The sequence below is a fragment of the Kitasatospora sp. NPDC022785 genome, assembly GCF_055561295.1.
Window position 1 is genome coordinate 122,025 of the sequence record NZ_JBVHHB010000004.1, and the last position, 15,046, is coordinate 137,070.

11 protein-coding genes are annotated in these 15,046 nt (G+C 75.2%); 6 read left to right on the top strand and 5 right to left on the bottom strand.

The genetic code is table 11. The features are described from left to right. Positions 1-454: 454 nt before the first annotated feature. Positions 455-4,939, top strand: a complete 4,485-nt coding sequence (locus tag ACZ3YO_RS08365) for a hypothetical protein (protein ID WP_465566497.1) — start codon at positions 455-457, stop codon at positions 4,937-4,939. A 107-nt stretch (positions 4,940-5,046) separates the two neighbouring features. Further along, positions 5,047-5,976, top strand: a complete 930-nt coding sequence (locus tag ACZ3YO_RS08370; RefSeq protein ID WP_218201876.1) for a coiled-coil domain-containing protein — start codon at positions 5,047-5,049, stop codon at positions 5,974-5,976. 124 nt (positions 5,977-6,100) lie between these two features. Here the strand turns inward: ACZ3YO_RS08370 and ACZ3YO_RS08375 are convergent, their stop codons facing one another. Then, positions 6,101-6,421 (bottom strand): hypothetical protein, encoded by a 321-nt coding sequence (locus tag ACZ3YO_RS08375; RefSeq protein WP_396320862.1) that lies wholly within the window; start codon positions 6,419-6,421, stop codon positions 6,101-6,103. Next, positions 6,418-7,212, bottom strand: a complete 795-nt coding sequence (locus ACZ3YO_RS08380) for an alpha/beta fold hydrolase (RefSeq protein ID WP_405361377.1) — start codon at positions 7,210-7,212, stop codon at positions 6,418-6,420. The genes ACZ3YO_RS08375 and ACZ3YO_RS08380 overlap by 4 nt, the downstream gene beginning before the upstream one ends. Positions 7,213-7,305: 93 nt before the next feature. On the opposite strand from ACZ3YO_RS08380, the gene ACZ3YO_RS08385 reads away from it, so the two are divergent. Further along, the gene (locus ACZ3YO_RS08385) at positions 7,306-8,310 is read left to right on the top strand and encodes an ABC transporter ATP-binding protein (RefSeq protein WP_465566501.1); all 1,005 of its coding nucleotides are present in this window, start codon (positions 7,306-7,308) and stop codon (positions 8,308-8,310) included. Position 8,311: 1 nt separating this feature from the next. Next, on the top strand, positions 8,312-9,079 hold the full coding sequence (locus tag ACZ3YO_RS08390; RefSeq protein WP_465566504.1) for an ABC transporter permease subunit: 768 nt from the start codon (positions 8,312-8,314) through the stop codon (positions 9,077-9,079). 27 nt (positions 9,080-9,106) lie between these two features. Here ACZ3YO_RS08390 and ACZ3YO_RS08395 read toward each other — a convergent pair whose 3' ends face one another. Beyond that, on the bottom strand, positions 9,107-9,430 hold the full coding sequence (locus ACZ3YO_RS08395) for an ATP/GTP-binding protein (protein ID WP_396320856.1): 324 nt from the start codon (positions 9,428-9,430) through the stop codon (positions 9,107-9,109). 228 nt (positions 9,431-9,658) lie between these two features. On the opposite strand from ACZ3YO_RS08395, the gene ACZ3YO_RS08400 reads away from it, so the two are divergent. Beyond that, entirely contained in the window at positions 9,659-10,969 is a 1,311-nt protein-coding gene (locus ACZ3YO_RS08400; protein ID WP_465566507.1) for an LLM class flavin-dependent oxidoreductase, read from the top strand. Positions 10,970-11,073: 104 nt separating this feature from the next. On the opposite strand, the gene ACZ3YO_RS08405 is transcribed toward ACZ3YO_RS08400, so the two are convergent. Beyond that, the gene (locus ACZ3YO_RS08405) at positions 11,074-11,466 is read right to left on the bottom strand and encodes an SCO5389 family protein (protein WP_329489629.1); all 393 of its coding nucleotides are present in this window, start codon (positions 11,464-11,466) and stop codon (positions 11,074-11,076) included. Positions 11,467-11,952: 486 nt separating this feature from the next. Here ACZ3YO_RS08405 and nucS point away from each other — a divergent pair, with 486 nt between their 5' ends. Next, positions 11,953-12,612 (top strand): endonuclease NucS, encoded by a 660-nt coding sequence (nucS, locus tag ACZ3YO_RS08410; RefSeq protein WP_465566510.1) that lies wholly within the window; start codon positions 11,953-11,955, stop codon positions 12,610-12,612. A 21-nt stretch (positions 12,613-12,633) separates the two neighbouring features. On the opposite strand, the gene ACZ3YO_RS08415 is transcribed toward nucS, so the two are convergent. Next, a complete protein-coding gene (locus ACZ3YO_RS08415; RefSeq protein WP_465566513.1) occupies positions 12,634-15,030 on the bottom strand; it encodes an ATP-binding protein in 2,397 nt (798 codons plus the stop codon). Between the last annotated feature and the right edge of the window lie 16 nt (positions 15,031-15,046).

Sequence of the window (15,046 nt, forward strand, 5' to 3'; positions counted from 1 at the left end):
CCCACTGGTGACCCGTCAGTAATGTCGCCCTCTGCCCGGAAAACCCCCACGCGGCCATTCCCCCGCAGGGCGCTCCCACTACAATGCCCAGGTGCGCGAAGACTCCGGGGGACGGGGACGACGGGCACGGCCGATGACAGGCCCGTCCGCCCTCCGGTGGTCGGCCCGTCGCAGGGGAGTCCATTACGCGGGCACGGCTGAACAGTCGCAGTTCGGATCTGTCACCATTCTCCACAGGCAAGAGTTCGCCCAGAAGTCCACCCGGACGGGGGAACGCGGAACGACCGCGCTCCCATCGGCCAGGGCTTCGACGACCGTGGCGGACGCCCCCAGCTGAACAAGGGGTCGTCCACCGGCTGCGGATGCAAGGACCAGTCGGACCAGGGCCCCGGACATCGGGTGCCCCGGAACGGCCGGGTCGAGGACGCGACCAGGAGATGGATGGGACCGCGGAGTGCGGGGCTACGACCGCTACGAGGCTGACGATCACCTCTCCCAGTTCGAGGCCGAGATGGATCGGACTCGGAAGGAGCGGGACAAGACGGCCGAGCATGCCGAAGACCTCGCCTACCAGGTGGAGGTGCTTCGGGCCAAGCTGCACGAGTCCCGTCGCATGCTCGCCCAGCCGCGCGCCTTCGACGCCGTCTCGGGCCAGGCCGAGCAGATGCTCCGCACCGCGGAGATGCAGGCCCAGCAGCTGCGCGCCGACGCCGAGCGGCACCTGCGCGACTCCCAGGCGGCCACCCAGCGCCTGATGGCCGAGGCCGCCGAGCGCACCGCCCGCCTGGAGGCCGAGCTCGCCGCGCGCCGCCGCCAGCTGGAGGACGAGCTCGCCGAGCTGCGGCGCAGCGCCGAGCAGCACGTCAACGAGAACGTCAACTGGGCCGAACAGACCCGGGCCGGCACCGAGCAGGAGGCCCAGCGCCTCCTCCAGGAGGCCCGCGCCGAGGCCGACCGGCTGATGGCCGGCGCCCGCGCCGAGGCCGCCGCGCTGTCCGACCAGGCCCGCGCGCAGACCGCCGCCGACGTCGACGCCGCCCGCGGCGAGGCCCAGGCCGCCGCCGAGGCCGCCCTCCAGCGCGCCCAGACCGACGCCGAGCGCCTGCTGCGCGCCGCCTCCGAGCAGGCCCAGCAGGCCGGCGCCCAGGCCGCCGCCGACGTCGACGCCGCCCGCGGCGAGGCCCAGCAGCAGCTGGCCGCCGCGCACGTCGCCGCCGAACAGCAGCTCGCCGCCGCGCAGGCCGAGATCGGCCGGCTCAAGGAGCACGCCGCCGCCGAGCAGCAGCGCGCCCAGGAGGCGCTCGCCCACGCCCAGGCCGAGATAGAGCGGCTGCGTGCCGAGGCGATCGCCGAGGCCGAGCGCACCCGGCGGGAGTCCGCCGAACTGCGCGCCCAGGCCGAGGCCGCCGCCGAGCAGCTCCAGGCCGACGCCGAGGCCGCCGCCGAGCGCAAGGTCGCCGACGGCGAGGCCGCCAGCGAGCAGCGCTCGCAGACCGCCCGGGCCGAGGTGGCCCGGATGGTCGCCCAGGCCACCAAGGAGGCCGAGGCCGTCAAGGCCGAGGCCGCCACCAAGCAGGCAGAGGCGGATGCCGCCAAGGCCGCCGCCGCCGAGGAGAGCGAGCGGCTGCGCGCCACCGCCGAGTCGGTGGCCGGCCAGCTGCGCGCCGAGGCCGAGGCCGCCATCGCCGAGATGCGGGCGCAGGCCGAGCGCGACGTCGCCGAACTGCGGGCGCAGGCCGAGGCCACCGCCGCACAGCTGCGCAGCGAGGCCGAGGAGGCCGGCCGCGCGGCCGGTGCCAAGGACGCCACCGTCCACCTCGCCAAGGCCGCCAAGACGGCCGAGGAGGTGCTCGCCCGGGCCAACCGGGACGCCGAGGCCGCCCGGACCGGCGCGTCCACGGAGGCCGAGCGGATCCGCACCGAGGCCGCCGCCGAGGCGCAGCGGCTGCGCGAGCAGGCCCAGGCCGCCGTCGAGCAGGCCCAGAACGCCGCCATGGACGACGCCGCCGCCGTCCGCGAGCGGATCCGGGAGATGCAGGACGAGGCCGCCCGGCTGCGGGCCGAGGCGGAGGAGCTGCGGGCCCAGGCCGCCGCCGAGGCCGACCGGGTCCGCGGCGAGGCCCGCCGCCAGGCCGTCGTCCAGATCGAGGAGTCGGCGAAGAACGCCGAGGAGCTGCTCACCAAGGCCAAGGCCGACGCCGACGAGCTGCGCCGGGGCGCGGCCGCCGAGATCGAGCGGCTGCGCGAGCACGCCAAGGAGCAGGCCGCCGAGACCCAGGGCCGCGCCGAGCAGACTCTGGGCCGGGCCCGCGCCGAGGCCGAGAAGACCATCGCCGCCGCCGAGCAGCAGGGCCAGGACGCGCTCGCCGCCGCCAAGGCCGCGGCCGCCGAGAACCGGGCCGCCGCCGAGCGGGAGACGGCCGAACTGCGCCGCGAGGCAAGCGAGTTCGACCAGCAGGTGCGCGCCGGGGCGACCTCCGCCGCGGAGGCGCTGCGGGCCGACGCGCAGGCCGAGGCCGACGCCGTCCGGGACGCCGCGGTCGCCGACGCCGAGCGGCTGCGGACCGAGACCGACACCGAGGTGGCCCGCTCCCGGGCCGAGGCCGAGGCCGCCGCCGACGCGCTGCGGGAGGAGAGCCGGCGCGAGCGCGAGGAGGCATCCGCCGCGCTGCGCCGCGAGCGCGAGGAGACCGCCGAGCAGCTGTCCGCCGCCCGGGCCGCCCGCGAACAGGCCGAGCAGACCGCCGCCGAGCTCACCGAGCGGACCGCCGCCGACACGGCCGCCCTCCGGCAGGCCGCCGAGGCGCACGCCGACCGCGTCCGGGCCGAGGCCGAGCAGACCGCCGCCGAGCTCACCGAGCACACCACCGCCGAGACCTCCCGCCTGCGCGCCGAGGCCGAGGAGGCGCTGGAGAGCGCCCGGACCGCCGCCGAGCAGCGGCTGGCCGAGGCCGAGGCGGCCGCCGAGGAGCTGCGCGAGCGGGCCGAGGCCGACCTCACGCTGGCCTCCGAGCAGGCCGAGACCGTCCGGGCCGAGGCCGGCCGGGAGCTGTCCGAGGCCCGCGCCACGGCCGACGCCGTCCGCGCCGAGGCGCAGGAGGTGCTGGAGCAGGCCCGCGTCCACGGCGAGGAGCTGGTCGCCGCCGCCAAGGCCGAGGGCGCCACGCTGGTCTCCGTCGCCGAGGACGAGGCCGCCGAGGTCCGCCAGTCGGTGGCCGGGATGCACGAGGCCGCCTCGCAGCAGATCGCCGAACTGCGGGCCACCGCCGAGGCCGAGGCCGCCGAGCTCCGCCGGGACGCCGGGCAGGCCGCCGCCGAGCTGCGCGACACCGCCGCCCGCGAGAGCGCCGAACTGCGGGCGCTGGCCGAGCGGGAGACGACCGAGCTGCGCGAGCGGACCGACCGCGCCGTCGCCGAGCTGCACGAGAGCGCCGACCGCGAGACCGCCGAGCAGCGGGCCCTCGCGGACCGGGAGACCGCCGACCTGCGGGCCCGGACCGCCGCCGAGACCGCCGCCCTGCGCGAGCAGACCGAGCTGGAGCTGGCCGCCGAACGCGAGGCCGCCGAGGCCGAGCTGGGCCGCCGGCGCGCCGAGGCGCAGGCCTACGACGAGCAGCTGCGGGCCGACGCCGAGGCCGAGCTGCGGACCGCCCAGGAGGTCGCCGAGCAGCAGCGCGCCGACGCCGAGGCCCAGGCCGCCCGGACGGTGGCCGCCGCCGACGCGCGGGCCGCCGCCACGGTCGCCGAGGCCGAGGAGTTCGCCGCCTCGCTGCGGGCCGAGGCCGAGGAGTACGCGCTGGCCACCCGCAGTCTCGCGGACGAGTACGACGCGGCGACCCACGCCCGCGCCGACGCCTTCGACGCCGACACCCGCGAGGCCGCCGAGCAGTTCGACAAGGCCACCCGCGAGCACGCCAAGTCGGTGCTGGAGAAGGCCTTCGCGGACGCCGAGGCGCTCGGCGAGGACGCCCAGACCACCGCGCTGGCCACCACCGCCGCCGCCGAGGAGCAGGCGGACGCGATGGTCGCGGCCGCCCGCAAGGAGGCCGACCGGCTGGTCGCCGCCGGCGAGGCCGCCGGTCAGGCCGAGGTCGAGAAGGGCCGGGCCGACGCCGACGCGCTGCTCTCCGAGGCCCGCCGGGACGCCACCGCGATCCGCGAGCGCGCCGAGGAGCTGCGCGAGCGCACCGACGCCGAGGTGGAGGCCCTGCACGAGCGCGCCCGCAAGGAGAACGCGCAGGCCATGAAGTCGGCCGGCGAGCGGGTGGACGCGCTGGTGACGGCCGCCCAGGAGCAGCTGACCGAGGCCGAGGAGCAGGCGGTGGCCGCCGTCACCGAGGCCGAGGAGCGGGCGGCGGCGCTGGTCGCGGCCGCCGAGGACCGCGCCAACGAGCTGACCTCGGAGGCGTCCGCCGAGGCCAGCAAGGTCCGGATCTCGGCCGTCCGCAAGGCGGAGGGCCTGCTGAAGGAGGCCGAGACCAAGCTCGCCGACTCGACCGACCGCGCCGAGGCCCTGATCGTCAAGGCCGAGGCCAAGCTGAAGTCCGCCCAGGACGAGGCCGAGCAGCGGCTCGAATCGGCGTCGGCCGAGGCGGAGAAGCGGGTGCGGACCGCCGACGAGTCCGCGGACGAGCAGATCGAGCTGGCCAAGGCGGAGTCCGAGCGGCTGCTCAGCGAGGCGCGGGCCGAGGCGAAGCGGATCACCGACGAGGGCCGGCGCGAGCTGGACGAACTGGTGCGCCGCCGCAAGGACATCAACACCGAGATCTCCAGGGTCCAGGACGTGCTGTCCGCGCTGGAGGCGTTCGAGGCACCGTCACCGGTCGCCCAGACCAACGGGGGAAGCACCACCAAGAAGGACGGGGGTGCCAAGGCCGGTGCCGGAGTTGGCGCCCCCCGGTCGGGTGGCAATCGCTCCAAGAGCGCACCACCCGATTGAGCGGACATTGTCCGCGAGACAACGGCGTTTCGCCGTAGACACTCCGGTACCGTGTCAGGATTCCCTCAACCACCTCAGCGGTTTGACGACAGGAAGCCCAGAACCCCATGAGCGACAGTCACTCCCCTCACGGCTTCGACCTGGTGCGCCGTGGGTACGAGCGCGCCCAGGTCGACGAGCGGATCACCAAGCTGGTGGCCGACCGTGACAGTGCCTTGACCCGGATCAGCGCGCTGGAGAAGCGCATCGAGGAGCTCCACCTCGAGACCCAGACCGCCCAGGCGGCGGTCACCGAGGCGGAGCCCTCCTACGCCGGTCTCGGCGCCCGCGTCGAGAAGATCCTGCGGCTGGCCGAGGAGGAGGCCAAGGACCTGCGCGACGAGGCGCACCGCGCCGCCGAGCAGCACCGCGAGCTCGCCGAGGCCGCCGCCCAGCAGGTCCGCACCGAGGCCGAGAACTACGCCAAGGACCGCAAGGCCAAGGCCGAGGACGAGGGTCTGCGGATCGTCGACAAGGCCAAGAGCGACAGCGCCCAGCTGCGCGCCGAGGCCAACAAGGACGCCCAGAACAAGCGCGAGGAGGCGGACGCCCTCTTCGAGGAGACCCGCACCAAGGCCGCCCAGGCCGCGCTGGAGTTCGAGACCAACCTCGCCAAGCGCCGTGAGCAGTCCGAGCGCGACCTGGCCGCCCGTCAGGCCAAGGCCGAGAAGCGCCTGGCCGAGATCGAGCACCGGGCCGAGCAGCTGCGCCTGGAGGCCGAGAAGCTGCGGACCGACGCCGAGCGCCGCGCCCGCCAGACCGTCGAGACGGCCCAGCGCCAGTCCGAGGACATCGTGGCGGACGCCAACGCCAAGGCCGACCGGATCCGCAGCGAATCCGAGCGCGAGCTGGCGGCGCTCACCAACCGCCGCGACAGCATCAACGCCCAGCTGACCAACGTCCGCGAGATGCTGGCGACGCTGACCGGCGCGGCCGTGGCCGCCGCGTCGCTGCCGAACGACGACACCATGGGCGTGCCCGCCCAGCAGTCGCGCTGACGCCGCAGCACGACGGGCCCTCACCCTCCGGGGTGGGGGCCCGTCGTGCTGTCCGGCCGGGCCGCGGGGCCGCCGCGGCGGCGGACCGGGAGGCCGGAACGCCGGCCTCCCGGTCCACGCGCCCTCACCGCGGGTAGGCCCCGTCCGGCCGCTGGTGGCCGCAGCTCAGCTGGTTGCCGTCGTCGTCCGAGACGGTGCCGAACCACGAGGTGCACCAGACCGACACCGAGTCCGGCCAGTACTGCACCTCGAAGGGGTGGCCGGGGCCGTAGTCCCCGTACGAGGTGACGATGAAGGTCTCCCCCGGCCGCAGCCAGTAGTCCTCGCCGAGCGGCTCCAGCGTCAGCTCGACCAGGCCCTCGCCCCGGTTGGTGACGGGCATCCGGCCGGTGACCTCCAGCGCCGAGAAGTCCCAGCTGCCCGGCTCCGCACTCCGCTCGCTCATCCGGCCACCCGCTCCAGCAGCCGGCGGACGACGGCGTCGAACTGCTCCGGCGCCTCCAGGGCGCTCAGATGGCCCACCCGCGGGAGCACGGTCAGCTCCGCGTCCGGACGTGCCCGCGCCATCAGCTCGGCCTCGGAGAGCGGCATCAGGCCGTCCTCCGCCCCCGCCACCACGGCGACCGGTACCCGCACCCCGGCGAGCACGTCCAGGGTCTCCGGCCGGGCCGCCATCGCCCGCTGCGCCCAGGCGACCGCCGCCGGCGGCGCCGCGGCGATCATCCCCTGCACCCGGTCGACCAGGTGCCCGGAGTCCGGCCCGAGCTGGCCGGCCGCCACGTTCTCGTCCAGCAGCAGCTGGACGCTGTCGCGGGCCAGCACCGCGGCGGCGATCCGCTCCCGGTTGGCCCGGGCGGCGTCGGTGTCGGCGGTGGCCTTGGTGTTGGCCAGCAGCAGCCCGGCCAGCCGGTGCGGGTGGCGGCGGGCGAAGGCCAGCGCGACGTATCCGCCCATCGAGAGGCCGCCGAGCACCACCCGCTCGATCCCGGCCGCGTCCAGCAGCAGGGCGACGTCGTCGGCGACCGCGTCCAGCGAGGGCTCGTCCGTGCCCAGCTCGGTGCCTCCGAAGCCGCGCTGGTCGGGGGCGAGCACCCGGGCCTCGTGGCCGGTGGTTCCGGGCAGGGCATCCAGTTGGGCGGACCACATCGAGGCGTTGAGCGGGAAGGCGTGCAACAGCACGAGGGGTGTTCCGGTACCGCTCTCGCGGACGGACACTGCGGAGGGGAGCTGGGTCATGCGCCCACCGTATTCCGGTGCGCCCGGCGGGCCCACTTCAGCGGGCCGCCCCGTCCGCTTTGTCATAGCCTGACGGAGAGTAAGGGAGCGCGAATGATCGAGTTGCACGACCTGACGAAACGCTACGGCAAGACACTCGCCGTGGACCGGCTGAGCTTCCAGGTGCCGCAGGGCGTGGTCACCGGCTTCCTCGGCCCCAACGGTGCCGGCAAGTCCACCACGATGCGCATGATCCTCGATCTGGACCGGCCCACCACCGGCCGCGTCACCATCGACGGCAAGAGATACGGACAGCTCAGCGAGCCGCTCAAGTACATCGGCGCGCTGCTGGAGGCCAAGGCCGTCCACCCCGGCCGCAGCGCCCGCGACCACCTGCTCTGGCTCGCCCAGAGCAACCGCATCCCCACCTCCCGGGTGGACGAGGTGCTCGGCCTGGTCGGCCTCACCCCGGTCGCCCGCAAGCGCGCGCGCGGCTTCTCGCTCGGCATGGGCCAGCGGCTCGGCATCGCCTCCGCCCTGCTCGGCGACCCCGAGATCGTGATGTTCGACGAGCCGGTCAACGGGCTCGACCCGGAGGGCATCCTCTGGATCCGCAATCTGATGAAGCGCCTCGCCGGCGAGGGCCGGACCGTCTTCGTCTCCTCCCACCTGATGAGCGAGATGGCCGTCACCGCCGACCACCTGGTCGTCATCGGCAAGGGCCGGCTGCTCGCCGACCTGCCGATGGCCGAGTTCATCCGGCGCAACTCGCGCTCCGCCGTCCGGCTGCGCACCCCGCACCCCGAGCGCCTGCTGGACGCGCTGGCCGGCGCCGGGCTCCGGCACGAACCCGGCCCGGACGGCTCGTACGAGGTGGTCGACGGCGACCTCGCCCGGCTCGGCGAACTGGCCGCCGGCCACGGGGTGGTGCTGCACGAGCTGAGCCCCCAACAGGCCTCGCTGGAAGAGGCGTTCATGCAGATGACGGCCGACTCGGTGGAGTACCACGCCGGGGACGGCGAGGGCCGCGACGCGGCCGGCGCACCCGGCACCTGGGGCGCCACCTGGCAGGGCGGCGCGGCGAAGCAGCCGGCGGCCAGCGGCACGGAGGAGAACTGAGATGGCGTCCTTCCCGGCGGTCCTGCGATCCGAGTGGACGAAGATCCGCAGCGTCCGGTCGACGGTCTGGACGCTCGCACTGGCCTTCGTCGTCACGCTCGGTGTCGGCGCTCTGCTCTCCCTACTCACCAACAACAACTTCGCCGAGTTCCGCGGCAACGACGACACCCCGTTCGACGCCACCGGGACGGCTTTCTCCGGCATCATGCTGGGCGAACTGGCCATCATCGTCTTCGGAGTGCTCGCGGTCGGCAACGAGTACAGCAGCGGGATGATCAGGGTCACCCTGGCCGCCGTCCCGCAGCGGGGCACCCTGCTGACCGGCAAGGCGGTGGTGCTCGGCGCCCTCGCCTTCGCAGTCTCCCTGGTCACCGCGTTCATCACGTTCTTCGTCGGCCAGGCACTGCTCGGCGACCACTCCACCAGCATCTCCGAACCGCACGTGCTGCGGGCGGTGTTCGGCGCGGCGCTCTACCTGACGATGCTCTGCCTGTTCTCGGCCGGCGTCACCGCGATGCTCCACAACCAGACGCTGGCGCTCGGCGTGCTGGTGCCGTTCTTCTTCCTGCTCTCGCCGATCCTCTCGGCGGTGCCGAAGGTCAAGACGCTGGCCCACTACTTCCCCGACTACGCGGGCTCGCGGATGCTCCTGGTGTACGAGCAGCACGACCAGCCGTACGGCCCCTGGGCCGGGTTCGCGATCTGCCTGGCCTGGACGCTGGCCGCGCTGGTCGGCGGCGCGCTGGTGCTGAAGAAGCGCGACGCCTGACCCGGGCCGGGTGGCACGCGGCGTCCCTCAGTACCGGGGGGCGCCGCGGCCGCGCTGGATGTTGGAGGCCCGGCGCTCGCGGGCGCCCCAGCAGGCGCGGTGCCAGTGCCGCCGGTCGTCCACCCCGGCGCCGTGCATCGGCCAGGCCACCACATGGCCGACACCCGGGGGGATCTCCTGGTCGCAGCCCGGGCAGCGGTAGAACCGGCCGGGCGTGCCCGCCACCGTCTGGACGACCCAGTCGTCGCCCTGGTAGCTGTCGGTGCGGCGCAGCGAGCCGCCGAGCGGGGCGGCCGGCTCCGCCGTCTCGCGATCGGCGGCGCTCTTGATCCGGTTGCGGCGGGGCGACACGTCGGGGCTACCTCTCTGCGGGGGCTCGGAACCATTCCAGCCTAGGGCGTGCGACTCGTCCCCAGGGCCCCTATCACGCCACCGTCCGGCACTTCGGCGTTTCCCGCGATATCCACCCGATCTTCCGCGAAATTCGTGGTTCGGCGTGCCATTGGCACATGACATCGGTTACTCACAAGGGGACAGGCGGGGCCCGCAGACCCTGCGCGCACCCGAGGAGGCCCAAGGATGACCAAGACCAGCGCCCGTGCCGAGACCCGCCGGCCCGTCGGAGTCCGGTCCCCGGCACCCGGCCAGGTGCTGGCGGCCGCCGCCCCGGTGACCGCCGCCCCCGGCACCCCGCTGCCCGCGCCGCAGCGCTCCGGCGCACTCCCGCCGGAGACCGCGCCGGTCCGGGTCGGCGCCTTCCTGCTCTCGGCGCAGTTCCCCGGGCAGACCCATGGCGAGGCCCTGGACCGGACCGTCCGGGCCGCCGTCGAGGCCGAACGGGCGGGCCTGGACAGCGTCTGGCTGGCCGAGCACCACTTCGTCCCGTACGGGGTCTGCCCGAACGCCGCCACCCTCGCCGCGATGCTGCTCGGCCGCACCCGCCGGATCGGCGTCGGCACGGCGGTCAGCGTGCTCTCCACCGCCCACCCGGTGGCCCTCGGCGAGCAGGCCGCGATGCTGCACCTCGTCTCGGGCGGGCGGTTCACGCTCGGGGTCGGCCGCGGCGGTCCCTGGATCGACCTGGACGTGTTCGGCAGCGGCGTGGACGCGTTCGAACAGGGCTTCCCCGAGCGGCTCGACCTGCTGCTGCGCTGGCTGCGCGGCTCCCGGGTCGGCGCGGACGGGCCGCAGTTCACCTTCCCTGAGGTGGCCGTGGTGCCGCGCGCGAGCGAGCCGCCGCGCACACCCGACCTCGGTACCTGGCTCGGCCTCGGCGACCAGTCCGGGCTGCTGCGCTTCCCCCGTCAGCGCAAGGACGCCGACGGCACCGGCGAGGAACTCACCACCACGGGGCGCCCGGCGGCCGGACCGCCGGTGGTGGTCGCCTGCACCTCGCCCGGCGGGGTACGGCTGGCCGCCGAACGCGGGCTGCCGATGCTGCTCGGGATGCACTCCGGCGACGAGGACAAGCTGCATATGCTGGAGCTGTACCGGACGGCCTGGCTGGCCGCCGGGCGCGGCGAGGAGCAGCTGCGCCGGGTGACCCGCCAGCACGTCGCGGCCGGCGTGGCCCAGGTCGACGACCGCACCTCGGCCGCCCGGGCCACCCTGCTGCGGGCGATGCCCGGCTGGTTCGAGTACGGGCTCGGCGCGCACCGCACGGTGGACGGCCGGGAGCGCAAGATGCGCGACCCGCACCAGTACACCGAACTCCTCTGCGACCTTCACGCGGTGGGCACGCCGAAGCAGTGCGCCGACCGGCTGCTGGCCACCGCCGAGCGCACCGGCATCCGCCGCTTCGCGCTGCTCGCCGAGGGCAGCGGCGACCGCGAGGCCACCCTGCACAACATCGCCCGGCTCGGCTCCGAGGTGCTGCCACAGCTGGGCTGAGGAGCCCGACGGGCCGGCGGACGGCCCGGGCCGCCCCTCCCCCTCGGCGGGGGCGGGGCGGCCCGGTGGCATGCCGGCGCCGGGGCCGTGCGTCCGACGACCGGTCAGCAGTCCCGGAGTTCCTCGGACTGGTTGAGCAGCTGCTCCCGGACGGACGTGAAACGATCGAACCGCGCCTCGTTGGAGTCCGACGGCAGGAACACCGCCACCCGGTGACAGTTCTGAAAGGCCAGCCGGACACCGAAGTGGCGCTGCAGCGCACCCCGGATAGCGTCGCTGGCGAGGGCCCGGAGGAGCTGGCCGCGGGCCTGCTCGCTGGGCGGCGGTACGTGGTTGTCGGCGAAGTCGGTGCCGTCGACCTTCGCCTGGGCGACCAGCGAACTGATCAGCTCCCAGGCGTACGGCAGGGAGACGCGGACGCAGTCGACGAATTCCCGCTCGTCGACCTCGCCCCGCTCGGCCTTCTCGAGCAGGGCCGGTGAGACGTCGAGCGACATGGATTCTCCTCTCGCGGTCCACCCGCGCGGCGCCCGGGTGGTGATGCGTAGTCCAAGCTGAGGGTGAGGGTGGGCGAATCGCGCGTGATGTCCGGAACGCCGTCGGACGGCTGTTTCCGGCACCGTGCGGAGGCGTCGGCGCCGAGGACGTGTCGAGGGACTTGTCGGGGGCGCCGGCCGCCCAGAACAGCGTGGCAGTCAACGGAGGGCCAGGCCGGTGATTCCTTCGGATTGCTCCGGAAATACGCCTTGGTGCACCAGATTGGCCGGATCACGTCGGATCGTTCATCTGAAGTCTCCATCCCCGTTGACAGCGCTCCTGCGAGCACCCCGTCACACACCGTAGCGGCCCGAGGGAATGGGCGCCAGGGTGCCGCCAGGCGTTCGCCGGATCGCCGAACCTCCATGTTCGCGGGGTTCGCGGATTCTTCACCCGGTCGTCGCGGAATCGCATCAACTGGCCCCAGTGGGCTAGCGTGGTCGACCGTGCGTCTCGTAATTGCCCGCTGCTCAGTCGACTATGCCGGTCGGCTCTCCGCCCATCTGCCCTCCGCCACCAGGCTCATCCTGGTCAAGGCCGACGGCAGCGTCAGCATCCACGCCGACGACCGCGCCTACAAGCCGCTCAACTGGATGTCCCCGCCGTGCGTCCTCAGGGAGGCCGACGGGGCCTGGACGGTGGAGAACAAGGCCGGCGAGAAGCTCATCATCACACTGGAGGAGGTTCTGCACGACTCGTCCCACGAGCTCGGGGTCGACCCGGGCCTGATCAAGGACGGCGTCGAGGCACACCTCCAGGAGCTGCTGGCGGACCGGATGGAGGTGCTCGGCGCCGGCTGGTCCCTGATCCGCCGCGAGTACCCGACCGCGATCGGCCCGGTCGACATCCTCTGCCGCGACTCCGACGGCGCGACGGTCGCCGTCGAGATCAAGCGCCGCGGCGAGATCGACGGCGTCGAACAGCTCACCCGTTACCTGGAGCTGCTCAACCGGGACCCGCTGCTCGCCCCGGTCAAGGGCATCTTCGCCGCGCAGGAGATCAAGCCCCAGGCCCGCGTCCTGGCCACCGACCGCGGTATCGGCTGCGTGGTGCTGGACTACGACGCGCTGCGCGGCATCGACGACGACAAGCTGAAGCTGTTCTGACCCGGACCGTTCCCTGACCCGTCAGGGAACGGACGGAGGCGCCGTCGGGCTCACCGAGCCCGACGGCGTCGTGCTAGGTGAGGCGCTGGTGGTCGGCGGAGTCGAGCTGGGCGTGGCGGTGGGCGGCGGCGAGCTGGTGCCCCCACCGGACTGGCCGCCCGCCGCGCCCCCGTTCGCGCCGCCCGAGCCCGAGCCGGAGCCCGCGCCGCCGGCCGAACCACCGGGCGGCGGCGGGTTCCCGCCCGCACCGCCGGCGCCAGCGCCACCGCCCGCTCCGCCCGCGCCGCCCGCGCCGCCCGCCGGGGGCTGCGACTGGCCCGGGGCCGGGGACTGCGAGGCGGACTCGCCGGCGCTCGGCGACCTGCTCGGCTTCTTCGACGCGGACGGCGAGCGCGACGCCCCACTGCTGCTCGCCGACGGCTCCGGGCCGCTCTCCTCCACCGCCGGGGAGCCGCCCGGGCTCTCCGAGCCGCCGGAGGCCGTCGCGCCGGGGCTGAGGCTCGGCCGGGGCGTGGTCCCGCCCGCGGGCAGGCCGGTGCCGTCGTCGGTGCTGCTGTGCGGGTCGGTGCCCCGGTGCTCCTCCGGGCCGGTGACGCTCATCGCGACCGCCGTGCCGAGCACGCCGAGCGCGAGCACCGCCGCCGAGGCCGCGATCGCCGTGCGGCGGGTACGGCCGGCCGTACCGGGGGTCGTCTTGAACCGCCACGGCACCTGCGCGATCGCCCGGATGACGGGCCGTCGCGCGGGCACCGGGCCGGCCTGGGCGGCGCCGGGCAGCTCCCGACCGTCGGCGCGCAGCAGGTCGAGCATCCGGCGGGCGCCGGCGGCCCCGCGCGGCTCGCCGAGCGCGGCCCGCAGCGTGAGCGCGGACTCCAGTTCGGCGGCCGCCCGGCCGGGCTCCCGGACGCAGATCGCGTAGACGCCCAACTCGTGGTGGAACCAGGCCTCGTCGGCCCGGGAGCCGGTCTGCCGGGCGGCCTCCAGGCCGAGCATCAGGGCACGCTCCCAGGCCCCCCAGCGCAGTGCCAGCGCCAGCGCCGGGGCGGCCGCCCGGGCCAGCCGGACGACGGCGGCGTGCCGGCCGGCCGTGCGGTCGGCCAGCAGGACCCCGATCACCACCTCGGCCTCGGCCGCGATCTGCTCGGTGGAGACCGAGCTGTGGCCGACCCACCAGGCGAAGTGCTGGGCGGCGCCGTCGATGCTGCCGCGGGCCGGCCAGTGCGGCGCGAGGAGTTCGAGCGCGCCCGCGGTGAGCCGGTGGTGGCCGCCGATGGACACCGCGAGCCCGGCGTCGGCGAGTTCGTGCAGGGCGCTCTCACCCTGGCCGACGTCGATCAGCGCCGGCAGGTGCGGGGCGGTCGGGCATTCGCCGCCGAGCGCCACGGAGAGCCGCAGCACGGCCTGGGCGGGCTCGGAGAGGCCCTCGGCGAGCCGGACGGCGGGCGAGGCGCTCTCGGCGACGGACGGCAGCGGGACGGTCCTGCGCAGCGCGCCCTCACGGACCGCCGGATCGGGGTCGTGGACGGGCTCCTGGACCGCGCCGAAGACGTCGAGGCGGTCCTCCTCGGCGGCCACCAGCGCGTCCACCGCGACGTCCCGCTGCCGCAGCAGCGCGGCGGCCTGGACGAAGCGCAGCGGCAGCCCCTCGGACTCGAACCAGAGGTCGACGGCCCACGCCTTCTCGGCCACGTCGAGCGGGCGGCCGGCCAGCCGGGCGGCGAGCGCGAGGCAGGCGGGGCGGGAGAGACCGGCGACGAGGTGGTCCCGGAGCCGGGAGTCGGCGGGCAGCGGCGGGCTGTCGGGGGCGACGGAGACCAGGAAGGCGCAGTCGGGGGCGGCGGCGAGCAGCTGTTCCAGCTCGGGGCCGGCCTGCTCGACCTCGTCGATCACGACGATCGCGCCGACCCGGCCGAGGTGTTCGGCGAGCTGTCCGGGGTCGGGGCGGAAGCCGGGGGCCTGGTGGGTGGCGGCGAAGAGGTCCTGGAGGAGGTCGGCGGCGGTGCGGCGGTGGCCGCAGAGCTGGACGACACCGCCGGGTGCGAGGTCGCCGGCCGCTTCGGCGACGGCCGACAGCAGGGCGCTGCGGCCGGAGCCGGCCTGGCCGACCAGGCGTATCGAACGGCCCTCGGCGAGCAGGCCCAGCAGCTGGGCGATGTCGGCCTCGCGGTCGAGGAGTGGGAGGTCGGCGGGCCCGGCGCCGAGGGCGAGCGGTCCGACCGCACGGCCGGGGCCGCCGACCGGGCCGCGGGCGGGTTCGGTGCGCTCGATCCGGCGGGGGCGGGGGCGCCACTCCTCGGGGCAGGGGCGTACCTCGGAGCCGTCCGGGGTGCCGACGGTCACCAGCAGGCCACCGGAGACCAGTTCACCGCCCCGGGTGCGTACGGCCTCCTGCCGGAACTCACCGGATGGCTGTCCCACGATCTGCTCCGCCCCT